This window comes from Sphingobacterium sp. 40-24 (assembly GCF_001899705.1).
In the GTDB taxonomy this organism is placed as follows: domain Bacteria; phylum Bacteroidota; class Bacteroidia; order Sphingobacteriales; family Sphingobacteriaceae; genus Sphingobacterium; species Sphingobacterium multivorum.
This window is the reverse complement of sequence record NZ_MKWH01000008.1, coordinates 87,188-101,405: the sequence shown is the minus strand read 5'-3', so window position 1 is coordinate 101,405 and position 14,218 is coordinate 87,188. Positions and strand designations below refer to the sequence as shown.

12 protein-coding genes are annotated in these 14,218 nt (G+C 40.0%); 6 read left to right on the top strand and 6 right to left on the bottom strand.

What is annotated here, in order from left to right; all coding sequences use genetic code 11:
- Positions 1-23: 23 nt before the first annotated feature.
- The 5 genes from BGP15_RS02770 to BGP15_RS02750 form a co-directional block, all read right to left on the bottom strand.
- Positions 24-1,187, bottom strand: a complete 1,164-nt coding sequence (locus BGP15_RS02770) for an efflux RND transporter periplasmic adaptor subunit (RefSeq protein WP_236586034.1) — start codon at positions 1,185-1,187, stop codon at positions 24-26.
- 245 nt (positions 1,188-1,432) lie between these two features.
- Positions 1,433-2,266 carry an AMP nucleosidase gene (locus BGP15_RS02765; protein WP_070565520.1) on the bottom strand — a complete coding sequence of 278 codons (834 nt, stop codon included), beginning with the start codon at positions 2,264-2,266 and terminating at the stop codon, positions 1,433-1,435.
- A gap of 123 nt (positions 2,267-2,389) precedes the next feature.
- On the bottom strand, positions 2,390-3,640 hold the full coding sequence (clpX, locus tag BGP15_RS02760) for an ATP-dependent Clp protease ATP-binding subunit ClpX (RefSeq protein ID WP_070565518.1): 1,251 nt from the start codon (positions 3,638-3,640) through the stop codon (positions 2,390-2,392).
- Positions 3,641-3,642: 2 nt separating this feature from the next.
- Entirely contained in the window at positions 3,643-4,344 is a 702-nt protein-coding gene (clpP, locus tag BGP15_RS02755; RefSeq protein WP_046674530.1) for an ATP-dependent Clp endopeptidase proteolytic subunit ClpP, read from the bottom strand.
- Positions 4,345-4,512: 168 nt separating this feature from the next.
- The gene (locus BGP15_RS02750) at positions 4,513-4,974 is read right to left on the bottom strand and encodes a type I restriction enzyme HsdR N-terminal domain-containing protein (RefSeq protein ID WP_070565516.1); all 462 of its coding nucleotides are present in this window, start codon (positions 4,972-4,974) and stop codon (positions 4,513-4,515) included.
- Positions 4,975-5,474: 500 nt separating this feature from the next.
- Here BGP15_RS02750 and holA point away from each other — a divergent pair, with 500 nt between their 5' ends.
- The 6 genes from holA to BGP15_RS02720 all read left to right on the top strand — a co-directional run bounded on the left by holA (position 5,475) and on the right by BGP15_RS02720 (position 12,841).
- The gene (gene holA, locus BGP15_RS02745; protein WP_286768621.1) at positions 5,475-6,482 is read left to right on the top strand and encodes a DNA polymerase III subunit delta; all 1,008 of its coding nucleotides are present in this window, start codon (positions 5,475-5,477) and stop codon (positions 6,480-6,482) included.
- A gap of 170 nt (positions 6,483-6,652) precedes the next feature.
- Positions 6,653-7,270 (top strand): TetR/AcrR family transcriptional regulator, encoded by a 618-nt coding sequence (locus tag BGP15_RS02740; RefSeq protein ID WP_070565512.1) that lies wholly within the window; start codon positions 6,653-6,655, stop codon positions 7,268-7,270.
- Complete coding sequence (locus BGP15_RS02735) at positions 7,260-8,570, top strand: TolC family protein (RefSeq protein ID WP_112376165.1); 1,311 nt, start codon at positions 7,260-7,262, stop codon at positions 8,568-8,570. Before BGP15_RS02740 ends, BGP15_RS02735 begins: the two co-directional genes overlap by 11 nt.
- A gap of 14 nt (positions 8,571-8,584) precedes the next feature.
- Positions 8,585-9,688, top strand: coding sequence for an HlyD family secretion protein (locus BGP15_RS02730; RefSeq protein WP_070565508.1), 1,104 nt, complete (start codon positions 8,585-8,587; stop codon positions 9,686-9,688).
- Positions 9,689-9,690: 2 nt separating this feature from the next.
- On the top strand, positions 9,691-11,274 hold the full coding sequence (locus BGP15_RS02725) for an MDR family MFS transporter (protein WP_070565506.1): 1,584 nt from the start codon (positions 9,691-9,693) through the stop codon (positions 11,272-11,274).
- 337 nt (positions 11,275-11,611) lie between these two features.
- Positions 11,612-12,841, top strand: a complete 1,230-nt coding sequence (locus BGP15_RS02720; RefSeq protein ID WP_070565504.1) for a sterol desaturase family protein — start codon at positions 11,612-11,614, stop codon at positions 12,839-12,841.
- 241 nt (positions 12,842-13,082) lie between these two features.
- Here the strand turns inward: BGP15_RS02720 and BGP15_RS02715 are convergent, their stop codons facing one another.
- Positions 13,083-14,174 (bottom strand): glycosyltransferase family 4 protein, encoded by a 1,092-nt coding sequence (locus BGP15_RS02715; RefSeq protein WP_236560225.1) that lies wholly within the window; start codon positions 14,172-14,174, stop codon positions 13,083-13,085.
- Positions 14,175-14,218 lie beyond the last annotated feature (44 nt).

Below are 14,218 nucleotides of genomic sequence, written 5' to 3'. Positions count from 1 at the left end.
TAGTATGCAAAAATGATCGATAATTATTTCTGTAAAATCGGGGTCACTGGTGAACCGTCGGTTAATTTGTCAAATCCGCTGGTAATAACGCGATCGTTTTCCTTGAGGCCTGTATAGACGATATAATTGTTTTTACTTTTGCCCATCAGTTGGATATTTCGTTTTTGCGCCTTATTGTTTTGGTCCAGTATATAGACAAAGGTTTTATCCTGCAATTCATTGACGGCTATCTGCGGAATTTGAAGAACGTCTTTTTTTACTTCGGCAATCTTAAGGGTGCCGCTACTTCCGGATCGAAGTATGTTGTCGTGGTTTTGGAAGGTGGCGCGCAAAGAGATTGCTCCCGTAGTTCGGTTAATCTGGCCATTGACGGCGTCGACAATACCTTTTTTTGAATATTCCTCACCATCTGCGAGGACTAAAGTAACTTCTGGAAATACGAGCTTTTGATTCTGGTTGTATTTTTTCCCTTCCAAGCTATCTTTTTTTGCCTGTGCTTTGGAAAAATAAAGAAAGTCAGATTCATTCATGGAGAAATATACATACACTTCCTGGATGTCTGAAAGATAGGTAAGGGGTTCTTTATCGCCTTTTGATACCAAATTTCCAATACGCTTTGGAATGCGGCCAATGTAACCACTTACCGGAGCGGTGATCACTGTAAAATCTTTGCTGATCTGCGCTGAACGTACGGCTGCGATGGCCTGGTCCAACGTTGCCTTGGCTACTTGATAATCTGATTTTGCCGACGCCAGTCTGACATCGGAGATAACGTCGTTTTGAACCAGCGGTTTCAACCGGTCGACTTCGAGCTGTGCATTTTTAAGTTTGGCTTTGGCGACTTGCTCCGTAGCAACCATGTTATTGAGATTTTCTTGGTAAGTAGAGGGGTCTACCTTGAACAGTTTCTGGCCTTTTTGAACAAATGAGCCTTCATCGATATAAATTTCCTGAAGCAGCCCTTCGACCTGTGGGCGGACCTCCACGTTAACTTTACCTTCTATGGTTCCCAAATAATCCTTGATGGTGGTGGCGTCAGATTTAGTGACGGTATAGACTGGCAAGGCTACGTTTTTTTCTTTGGTTTTATTTTCTTTTGAAGAACTTGAAGAACAACTTACCTGTGTGGCTAAGGCTGAACAAATCAAAAAGGTTACGTTAAAAATAGATAATGTTTTTTTCTTCACAATGCTTGATTAATTTTTACGATATATGTGTTGAGTAATATGAATATTACAATATAAACGACAAATCGTTTAATTATTGTGAAGATTAACATTTGTTAACACCTCAAATTTTAGTTAATAAGCGTTCAATTATTAATCAAAAATAATAGTTAATAGTTTTAAGGTTTTGATAGTTATGGTTTTATGGGGAGGGATACATCATATTTTCCTAGAAAGGGAAAATATGATGTTGGCTGAAATACAGCTTAAAATTTAAGGTGCTTCACGGTCAATCCGTTATTGATAAGCTGTTTTAAAGCATCAATACCTATGCTGATATGTGCTTCTACATATTTTGCTGTAACTGTTACATCACTGACAGACGTTTTGACTCCTTCGGGTACCATTGGTTGATCCGAAACCAGCAACAGAGCACCTGTTGGAATCTTATTGGCAAATCCGACACTGAATATCGTTGCGGTTTCCATATCCACGCACATGGCACGGATTGATTTTAAATACTTTTTGAAGGCTTTATCATGTTCCCAAACTCGTCTATTTGTGGTGTATACTGTTCCTGTCCAGTAGTCACGTTGGTGATCCCGGATTGTCGTGGATATGGCCTTTTGCATGGCGAAGGCGGGTAATGAAGGTACTTCGGGTGGAAAGTAGTCATTGGAAGTTCCCTCACCGCGGATAGCGGCTATTGGAAGAATCAATTCGCCTACAGGAATTTTTTTCTTGATTCCACCGGTTTTACCTAAAAATAGCACTGCTTTTGGTGCAATTGCTGATAATAAATCCATAATGGTTGCGGCCATTGGACTTCCCATCCCGAAATTGATAATGGTGATGCCTCCGGCAGTGACGGATTGCATCGGTTTATCTTCTCCATAAATAGGCGCATTATCATGCATTTCAGAAAATAGGTGTATATATTTCGAAAAGTTCGTTAAAAGGATATATTCCCCGAACTCTTCCAAAGGTCTTCCGGTATAACGGGGAAGCCAGTTGTTCACGATTTCTTCTTTGGTTTTTAAACCTGGTGTGATCGGACTATTTACGGTATTCTTTGCACTTTTCTTTGTTGTCATAGTCATTAAATTTAATTTCTTGAATCTCTTATCTTCCTGTCAACATTCCGTTATGGCTATGTTATTATTGTAATATAAGATTTTTAATTCTTTTCTAAAAAAAAATCCCGTTCAGCGAACGGGATTTTTTTAAGCAACTTTAAGCTTTTTTAAATCAGACTTTTCGAATTTCTTCTTCGCATAGTCTAGCGTGATTTCCAATGCTTTCTGTCCCGTCTGCTCTTTCGTTGACGGAATTTCAAACATGGCATCCAGCATAATGGCTTCGCATATACTGCGTAGGCCTCTGGCGCCAAGTTTAAATTCGTCAGCTTTATCAACAATAAACGTATAAACGTCAGGATCAAATTTTAGCTCAATACCTTCGTATTCAAACAGCTTTTTATATTGTTTTACCAAAGCATTCTTTGGCTCAGTCAGAATACTCAGCAAGGTTTCCTTATCCAGCGGGTTTAAGTAAGTTAATACAGGAAGACGACCAATCAGCTCTGGAATTAATCCAAAGTTCTTTAAGTCTTGCGGTGTAATATACTTGTACAAATTGTTCAAGTCAATTTCTTCTTCGTCCTCGTTCATTTTATAACCTACTGTCTGGGTACGCAGACGGTTTGCTATTTTCTTTTGAATACCGTCGAATGCCCCACCACAGATGAATAGGATATTGCTTGTATTAACCGCGATCATTTTTTGATCAGGGTGTTTACGGCCGCCTTGCGGTGGAACGTTGACAACTGTACCTTCGAGAATCTTCAGTAAAGCTTGCTGCACACCTTCACCCGATACATCTCTCGTAATAGAAGGATTGTCGCTTTTACGTGCGATTTTATCAATCTCATCGATGTAGATGATACCACGCTCAGCGGAAGCCACATCGTAATCTGCCGCTTGCAGTAAACGCGTCAATATACTTTCGACGTCTTCCCCTACATAACCTGCTTCGGTCAATACTGTAGCATCCACAATACAGAAAGGTACATTAAGTATCTTGGCGACAGTTTTTGCCAGCAAGGTCTTACCAGTGCCTGTTTCCCCCACGATAATCAAATTGGATTTTTCGATTTCGATCTCGTCTTTATCCACTTTCTGATTTAAACGCTTATAGTGATTATAAACGGCTACTGAAATTACTTTTTTGGCATCATCCTGACCGATGACATATTGGTCCAAGTGGGTTTTAATCTCCAAAGGACGGATCAACTTTAAAGCTGTCTGTAAAGTTTTACTTTTTCGTTGTTTTAATTCTTCTGCCAAGATTTCGCCTGCCTGCTGGATACAACGGTCACAGATGTGCGCACCGTTGCCAGCAATAAGCATCTGGGCTTCATTTTTGCTTATGCCACAAAACGAACAATGAATGTCTCTATCGTTATTCTTTGCCATTGTTATTTAATAATCTCCTTCTTTGGAAGTAAAATCTCGTCAATCATACCAAATTCTTTGGCCTCATTAGCCCGCATCCAGTAATCGCGATCGGAAGATTTTTCTACCCATTCGTAAGTTTGTCCAGAATGATCTGAAATAATGGTGTATAATTCTTCTTTTAATTTCATCATCTCACGTAAGTTGATTTCCATATCGGCTGCAACTCCTTGAGCGCCACCGGAAGGTTGGTGAATCATGACGCGTGAGTGGCGTAAGGCTGCACGTTTGCCTTTTGCACCAGCAACTAAAAGAACAGCGCCCATAGATGCTGCAATACCGGTACAGATGGTTGCTACATCTGGCGTAATATATTGCATGGTATCGTAGATTCCTAGTCCAGCGTATACGCTTCCACCTGGTGAATTGATGTAGATCTGGATATCACGTTGTGCATCGGTAGACTGTAAGAACAAGAGCTGTGCCTGAATAATATTGGCAACCTGATCGTCAATACCGCTTCCTAAAAATATGATACGGTCCATCATCAAACGTGAGAATACATCCATTTGTGCAACGTTCAGTTGACGTTCTTCAACGATGTAAGGCGTAAGGTTTGTCGGAATGCTAGTCTCTGTACGCGCAATGAAGCTATCAACATGTTGACTTCCAATACGGTGATGCTTTACTGCATATTTTCTGAATTCGTTTTTATCTATATTCATCTTTTTATTTTTTCTATTCTGTAGGACTAATATAAAACTATATTTTAAAAATCAAATAAATTGAAAAGATGTTTTACATCTACTTTACATTTTTTCGGTGCTCCCCGTTCAAGACCTAAGGGAGACTGAATCTCCGGATTAATTTTTATCTATTTCATGCATAGCTCCTTAGTCAATTTCGTTGTAGTTGGGGAGGTCTTCCAAAAATTCGTAAGACTTTTTGATAAAATCAATTTTACAATAATAATGATTCATACCGTTGCTTACTAGCAGGTATGGTATACGGTGAACTGTATTATAATTTGCAATTTGCTCAAATACTTGTTGTGTAATTTTTATATGAGGTGCCTTAAATTCGGCTAAGACCACCTTATGCCCGCTGCTGTTATAAATTAACAAATCACTTCGTTTCTGCAGGTTATTTAATTTCAAACCGCCTTCGATGTGCATCAGTGCCTTGGGATAATTTTTCATGAGCGACAAATAGTTGATCCAATGCTGCCTAACCCATTCTTCCGGTGTTAATACCAGATCCTTTTTTCTGAGCTCATCAAATATATAAATCGCATTGTTCTTTTTAGATATTTTAGCTTGATACGGCGGTAAGTTCAGTGGAGTCGGTGAAAACATACACAAATATACTAAAATTTTAGCAAAAAAAATACATTCATCAGGCATGAAATATGGTGTTTTTTTGCTGACGAAGATGATTTTTTGTAAAAAACCTCAGGTCTGCTTTTGTGGCCGTATTGCTTGACCAGAATTGTGGAAGTTGTGGTGCTAAATGTTCATGGCTTTAAACCAATAGCTTAAAGTGATGGTCGTACATGAATCAATTATAAAAGCGTTAATTCGGCGAGGTTACTCGCTTAAATTGCCATTAAAATCGTAATTTTGCTTCCTATAAAATGTCCATAGTCGAACTAGATACACCATGTGAAGATGCAATAACATGGGACATTTTAGACTGTAGCAGATTGTTTGGATGCGGGAAAGTAATGGGGCAACCGATCTGCAGTGAAAAAATAAATAAATAGACCGGGTACTCCATAGCAACTTTAGACAAGTTGCCGCGTGTAAAGAGCTTAATTGGGCCCAGGGAAAATAAATACTATCGATAGTTTTTGCATATGAACATAAATCCGATCTTATCTGATATTAAGAACAGGTCTTTTAAACCAGTGTATTTATTGCAAGGGGAGGAGAGTTATTTCATTGATACCATTGCCGACGCATTGGAAGCGACGGTATTGAACGAAGCACAAAAGGGTTTTGATCAATCGATTTTCTATGGAAAAGATATTGATATATCTACCATTGTCAATGCAGCAAAACGGTATCCCATGTTGAGCGATTATCAGGTGATTATTATTAAGGAAGCGCAGGAGCTGAAATGGAAATCGGATACGGAAGAACTGTTAACTAAATACCTGGAGCATCTTACACCGACAACCATTCTTGTGTTCTGTTTTAAACATGGGAAATTTGACAAACGCAAAAAGGTCTATAAAGTCTTTGAAAAAAAGGGACTAGTTGTTGATGCGGCCAAACTATACGACGATAAGGTTGGCCCCTGGATTGGGACGTATGTGAAAGATGCGGGCTGGCGCATTCATCCGCAAGCTGCGGTGATGATTGCAGACTATCTTGGTAATGACCTGTCCAAAGTGTCGAATGAACTGGACAAGCTGATGCTTAATGTTCCAAAGAGCCAAGAGATAAGCATGGAAGATGTTGAACGCAATATAGGTATCTCCAAAGATTATAATGTTTTTGAATTAAATACTGCATTGGCTAAACGTAATGCCCTAAAAGCGTATCAGATCGTCGATTATTTTGTCGCCAATCCCAAAAATAATCCACTGGTGATGGTTATTGGACAAATTGCCACCTACTTCACGAAGATTCTCAAATACCATTATCTGATAGACAAATCCGTCGCGGCAAAAGAACTGGGGGTACATCCTTTCTTTCTGAAAGAATACGAGCTTGCTGCACGGAATTACAATAGACGGAAAACTTTCGATGTGCTTAATGTGTTGAAAGATACGGATTTAAAATCCAAAGGTGTCAATGTACCGAGCAATTTCAATAGCGAAGAGATTTTAAAAGAAATGATCTATCGGATACTTAACTAATTCCATCCAACAGCAAAAACACCAGAAATGGTGTTTTTTTTTACACAAATTTAATAATTAAACACTTGTTTAAATTAAACGTTTGTTTAACTTTGTCGCGCATTTAGCGAGAACGTCTTTTATTATCGCTATGAATATGCGATGGTATCTTTAAAAGATCGAGGTTTAAAATGGAATTTAACGAGAAACAGATTGATATTTTACTTGCAGCTGAGCGTCTTTTTGCAACAAAAGGGTTTGATGGGACTTCCGTGCGTGATATTGCCAACGAAGCGAATGTAAATGTTGCAATGATCAACTATTATTTTGGATCAAAGGACAAGTTGCTGGATACGTTTTTTGAGTGGCGTGTTCCTGATTTTATGATCAATGTGGATGAGTTGGCGCTTATTGACAATGCGCTGGACAAAATAGACGCGATGGTAGATAGATCAATTAAATCGATGAATTCGCATCGTAAGCTGTATCATATCATTACCATTGAAAGTTCACTAAAACAGCGGATGCTGATCTCTGAAGCATTCAGGAAGCTCAAATTGCATAACCTGGAGGTTATTTCTTCCGTGATCAATGAAGGTGTAGAACAGGGGGTGTTCAAAGGTGGATATGATCCAATTTTAATCCATTCGATGATGATGGGAACTTTTATGAATTTCCAAATGAATCATTGCTTTTTGCAAGATCAGTTGCATATCGATAACGATGAAGAATATGCAAATTATATAGAAACAACTTTAACAGAATTTATACAGACAACAATTAAAGCTTTATTGACATATGAAAAATAAGTTGGCCAATTTGAGTGCTTTATTGCTTTTAAGTCCCATGGGTTTGTTGGCACAGGACAACAAGCACATGACTTTGGAAGAAATAATTCACTTGGCCGCAAATCAAAGCGTGGAAGCGAAGTCTGCCGACACCAAGATATTGGGTAGGCAGCTCGAGGTGGAAACGGCCAAATCGAAACAACTTCCCGATGCAAAATTGAGTGGACAATACATGGCTATGACCACACCAAATGTGAATTTAAAGTTGGCTTTAGGTGAGGGGGGATCTGCTCCAGATATCGCTGCAAACCAATTGTGGTTGGGTCAGGCTTCGGTGAGTATGCCAATCTATACCGGTGGCAGAATTAAGGGCGGCATTGATATTGCAAAGGATGTATTGAAAGCCGAGGAATACAATGCTGTAGCGAGCAAAGAACAATTGGCTATACGTGCAGTAAATCTTTATTTGAGTCTTTATAAGGCTCAGCAAACCAATTTGTTGATTGCTGAAAATATTAAGCAGTCGGAGCAACGTGTTTCGGATTTTAAAGCGATGTTGGATAATGGTTTGATCGCACGTAATGACTTATTAAAAGCAGAACTGCAGCTTTCAAACTATCAGGTTTCGCTTCAGGAAGCACAGAAAAATATCAAGGTGCTGAATTATCAATTGGCTAATTTCTTGAAAATTGATGAAGATACCCAACTGGATCAGATCAATTTGGGCGAAGTCACAGGTGTGGATTTGGGCTTAAAAGCATCATATGATGCAGCAAAAACCTCGCGCTCAGATCTAAAATCGATGGAATCGCAACGTTTGGTTGCTGAAGATCAGTTGAAAGTAACAAAAGCGGCTGCCATGCCAACTGTTGCTGCAACAGCTGGATACAATGCTTTTGGTCTTCAAAAGGTGGTTACCGTGACGAATGCTGCCATGGTTGGCATCGGCGTTTCTTACGATATCGGTTCGCTTTACAAAAATAAAAGAGAAGTGAATGTGGCAAAAAACCGTATCAAGGAAATTGATGAGCATATTGAATTATTAAATGACAAGGTAAAAGTGCAGGTTCAACAGGCCAATGAAAACTATATGCTGGCACAAAAGCAGGATGTGGTCTATCATCAGGCGGTGGATCAGGCTGTTGAAAATTATCGGATCACCAAAGATAAGTACGATAATGGTATCGCAGATACCGACGACTTGTTGACCGCAGACGTACAGCAGCTGCAAAGCAAGATCAATCTGGCAATCAGCAAAGCAAACACCATTGAAAAATATTACGACCTGCTGTTAGCAAATGGGTCTTTAAACATTAAATAGCAATTAATCTAGACATGGAAAATACAGTAGAAAACGCACCTGAAAAAAAAGGTACAAATAAAAAATTTACAATTGTTTTGGCTGCATTGGTCATCTTCGGAGGGGCTTATGGGGCGTATAAATATATGCATGGCCAGGCGCATGAGACTACAGACGATGCGCAGGTAGAGAAAAACATGAGCCCGATCATTCCACGGGTGGGTGGTTTTATCGCTAAAGTCTATGTAAAGGACAATGATTTGGTTAAAAAAGGGGATACGTTATTTACCATTGAGAGTCAAGACTATCAGGTTCGTGTGGACGAGGCATTAGCAGCCTTGGCAGCAGCTCAAAGTAGCTTTGATGTTTCAAAGGCAGATGTATCTGCGTCTTCGGCTAATGTGGCGATCTCAGATGCAACGATCCAATCCAATTTAGGCAGCATCGATGCGGCACGTATTCGTGCTAAGCAAGCGAACAATGATTATATCCGCTACCAAAACTTATACAATAACCAGTCCATTACAAAACAGCAGTACGAGCAGGCATTGACTGCGAAATTGGAAGCCGACAAGCAGGTTGAAATTTTGCAACAGCAACGCAATGCCAGTGCGTCGCAACGTAATGCAATCGTCAGTAAGACTACAGTGGCTTCAAAACAAACTTCTGTTGCTGAGGCGAATATAAAAAGAGCGAATGCACAGCTTGAGGCGGCTAAATTGAACCTTTCTTATACCGCGGTACTGGCTTCTGTGGATGGTCAGGTATCCAACATTAAGGTTCAGCCTGGACAAATGGTCAATCCAGGTCAGTCTTTATTCTACATTGTCGATAATATTGAAACTTGGGTAGTAGCCAACTTTAAAGAGACGCAATTGGAAAAAATGAAGCCTGGTCAAAAGGTGGGGATCAAAGTGGATGCTTATCCTAATATCGAATTTGAAGGTGAAGTAAATTCTTTCTCACCGGCGACAGGATCGCGTTTTTCTTTATTGCCGCCAGATAATGCGACTGGTAACTTTGTGAAGACTGTTCAGCGTTTACCTGTAAAAATCAAATTGACAAAAGACAATAAAGCAGAAAATGTGGCTTTGCTCAGACCGGGCATGAATGCTGACGTAGATGTGCATGTTCAATAACTATGGAAAATTTAAATCAACAAGATAGTCTGGTTGAATATGGTTTTCGACGTGTTGTAATCACGATTACAGCGGTGCTTTGTGCGCTGTTGGAAATCGTGGATACAACCATCGTCAACGTGGCTCTGAACGACATGAAAGGTTCGTTGGGGGCGACCTTGACAGATGTGGCATGGGTTATCACGGCTTACGCAATCGCCAACGTAATTGTGATTCCGATGACCAGCTGGTTGTCCCAACAATTTGGACGGAGAAATTACTTTGCTGCGTCTATTATCATATTCACAGTATCTTCATTTTTATGTGGTAACGCGACCAATATTTGGGAGCTTGTTGCATTTCGTTTTATACAAGGGATGGGCGGGGGAGCGTTGTTAGTAACAGCGCAGACCATTATTACAGAGAGTTACCCGAAGGAAAAACGTAGTATGGCTCAGGCTATCTATGGTATGGGGGTAATTATTGGTCCAACGCTAGGCCCACCGTTAGGTGGATATATTATCGATAATTTCTCCTGGCCATATATATTCTATATCAATGTGCCGTTAGGGATTATTGCGACCTTGTTGACCTTATCTTTTGTGCGCAGTCCTAAATATAGCCAAAAGCAATCTGCAAAGGAAGTGGATTGGTTTGGTATGATCTTTTTGATCATGTTTATTGGTTCCCTTCAGTTTGTATTGGAACATGGACAACAGGATGATTGGTTTGACGATCCCTTGATTTTAGGCTTGTCAATCTTGTCTGTTTTCGGACTATTGTTCTTTATATGGCGGGAATTGGTCTATGATAAACCCATTGTTAACTTGCGGGTATTGAAGGATAAGAATTTGCAGGTTGGTGTAGTGATGAGTTTTATTCTTGGTTTCGGCTTGTTTGGATCGACTTTTATTATTCCAATCTATACACAGTCGATATTGGGATGGACGGCCACAGACGCAGGTTTGTTATTGTTGCCAAGTTCAATCATGACCGGTATCATGATGCCTTTTATTGGGAAGATGATCCAAAATGGTGTTCCCCAAAAATATATGGTTGCCGTAGGACTAAGTATCTTTTTTGGCTTCTGTTTTTGGATGTACAGTCTCATGACCAATGATACGGGAGCAGAGCACATGTTTTGGCCCCTAATTCTCCGTGGAGTTGGCTTAGGATTGTTGTTCGTACCTGTCATGACACTCTCCCTATCGACATTACATGGTAAGTCAATCGGTGAAGGAGCTGCCTTTACAGGGATGATGCGCCAGCTGGGTGGTTCGTTTGGTATAGCCTTAATTACGACATTTATTGCCCGTGATAGCCAAAAACATCGCGTCGATCTGGTGGCTAATTTAGATCCAAGCAAGTTTGATGTGCAACAACGGGTGCAACAATTGCAAATGAGCTTTCAGGCGAAAGGTTTTTCGCCCAATGAAGCTTTGGCCAAAGCACACCAGATACTCGATATGAGCGTGATGAAACAGGCTACTGTATTATCCTACATGGATGTGTTTTTGTATCTGGGTGTGGTATTTTTGCTGTGTGTCCCCTTTGTTTTGATGATCAAACAAGGAAAGACGCAGATCGATATGTCCAGTGTGCATTAGCATTTAAATAGTCCGGTAAGCTGGTATCACGGTGACTTCTCAGTAAAGTACTGGTTATCGTTCAGTCAGAAGTCCTCAAAAAGTGTTTAGCTTTTTGAGGTTTTTTTTGTGCATTTTCTTTTGCGATAGAAAAGTCCTTAAGGTTGGCGTTTGGTCTTGTCTAAACAGGAGCAAGCATACCTTTGATCAATTGAAAAACCATAAATTGAAAAACCTGATTTAAAATTGATTGTTTAATAATAAAGAGTTTGAAAGAATTTATCTTTTGGCATCAGAAAAGACGAATCTTATCAAATAGCGACTCAGATAGATTGTTTGTCTTTAAAATAGCAAATGGATGTATACGGAAAAACTTAATTTTTTGGCATTTATCATTCCCTTATTTTTAATTCTGATGGTGTTGGAATATGGGTATAGCCTCAAAAAACAGAAACGTTTTTATTCTTTTGATGAATCGATCTCAAATCTTAATGTTGGTATCGTTGAGCGTATGTGTGATATGTTTTCCGTTAGTTTATTTTACTTTTTTTTCGTTTGGGTGTATCAAAATTTTGCGATATTTCAGATTGAAGCTAATGTTTGGACCTGGGTTATACTTTTCCTATTTACAGATTTTCTCTGGTATTGGTATCATCGCTATAGCCATGAAATAAACCTATTGTGGGCTGCGCACGTTGTACATCACCAAAGTGAAGATTATAACTTTACGGTGGCGGCCCGGATCACCATATTTCAAGCCGTTTTCCGTTCGCTATTTTGGGCTTTTATCCCCCTTTTGGGGTTCCCGCCCTTTATGATGACCGCTATTCTGTTGATTCATGGCGTGTATCCATTTTTCTCCCATACGCAGACTGTTGGAAATTTGGGTATTTTGGAGCGGCTATTTGTAACGCCTTCCCATCATCGGGTGCATCATAGCAGCAACGAAATCTATCTGGATAAGAATTATGGGGATATCCTGATTATTTGGGATAAGCTGTTTGGAACATTTATATCGGAACAAAAGGAGGAGCCTTGTGTCTATGGGCTCACAAAGCCCATTCACCGCTATACTTTTCTATGGCAGCATTTTCATTATTTATTTGAAATTGGTTTGTCATTTAAGCGGGCGAAAGGATTTGGGAACAAAATGCGGACTATATTCGGTAAGCCTGACGATATACAGCCTGAAATTCGCGAAGAACTGGAAGAGCGCATATTTGCCGGAGCTAAGCCGCAAGTTCATGCGCAGGCGTTAAGCCGCTATATCTTTTTTCAGTCCATGTTGACGATGACACTTCTTTTTTTCTTTCTGCTTTATGGTAATTATCAGCAACTGATACAACTCGTTATTGGCGGGGGATTTATTCTTTGTAGTGTTATTTGTATTGGAGGACTTCTAGAACATGAAGACTGGGTTTTTCCACTTGAGATGCTGCGGTTATTCTTATTACTACTGTATATTGGTCTAACTTTTTATTCACCATTGGGACTTGTTTTGGTAGGATGTTTCGCTTTGATTCAATTGATTTTTTATCGACCGTTAGCAGTTCGCTATAAAAAAGTTTTGCGTCTTGAAAGACGTTGAATTTATCCGTATGAGTTCTTGTCGTTGGAAGTAAGCATCTATTGTTTCATATTTCATCATTTAATTGATCTTTTATCTGTATAGCAAGCAAGCAAGCAAGCAAGCAAGCAAGCAAGCAAGCAAGCAAGCAAGCAAGCAAGCAAGCAAGCAAGCAAGCAAGTAAGTTCTATAAACAATGCCTTTTGAAGAGCTTTCCGCGTGGATGACAGAAGCAGTCAACTTGATGCGGTATTACGTTCAATTATTTATCTGCTGCTGTAATTAAGTCTGCAAATGATTGGCAATAGGATCTGGCCATAATATCCCAGCTATATTGTTTTAGGGTATTCTGTTTAAATTGTAGGCTTAGCTTTTTATAGTGGACTGGATCTTCTAAAATGGCTTGAAGTTGTTCGATCCAAGCGTTTTGGTTTTCGCTTGGCAGGAGAAGCCCATTGTAATTGTGTGTAACGGCGCTTGTAATTCCTTCTAATTCGGCGGCAACAACAATTGTGCCTGCTGTGGAAGCTTCTAGGCAGACGAGCCCAAAGCCTTCCATATCACCGGCCATTTCAATATTGGGCATCAAAAAGGCCTGTGCGTTGGTCAGGAGGCTTTGCAGTTGTTCGAATGGAACTTTTCCAAGATGTTCAATTTTTTCGGGGTATGCTTTCAGTAATTTTCGGATGGCCCCTTGATCGGTGGGAAATCCGAGGAATAGGGTGATTAAATGATTTATCTTTTTTGGTGTAAGCTGCAATAGGCGTTCTTTCCATTGCGGTTTTTGATCGAATGGCCCCACCATTAGTAATTTGAAATCGCCCTGAATCGCGGGGATGACATGTTTCATCAACCACGAGAAGCCCTTCCGCTTAACAGGGCGTCCCAAAGTGATAAAATAGGGCCTGCTTTCGCAGGTTGGTTCATTGTTTTGAGTGGAGCAGTGTATCGGATCTACACCGTTGGGTATAACAATGATTTTGGATGGATCGATACCGCGTAACTGTGCGGCGTCGGCGGTGGCTTGGCTAACGGCAATAAGCTGATCAAAAGTGTTAAACCGCGGTATAATCTTACGTTGAAAATAACGAAGTGGAAAAACGATATCCAGACCGTGAAGCGTGACAGCACGTTTTAAATGGGTATATCCTTTGTGAAAAGAGGCGAAGGACGCAATTAATCCATCATTAAAGTGGATAAGCTTGATGCCGGGGTTATCGTTAATTTTGGCTAGAATGCGGCGATTCAGTAGGAAGAAGAAGGCTAAAAGAGGTTCCCTATTGTCATAGACTAAGGTGTGTACCTTCAAGTAAAGAGCCGCAGTATTGATCAGTTCAAAGCTTTGTTTTTCCATACCGCCAACACTTGGGGGATATTTGTGGCTGACAAATAGTATTT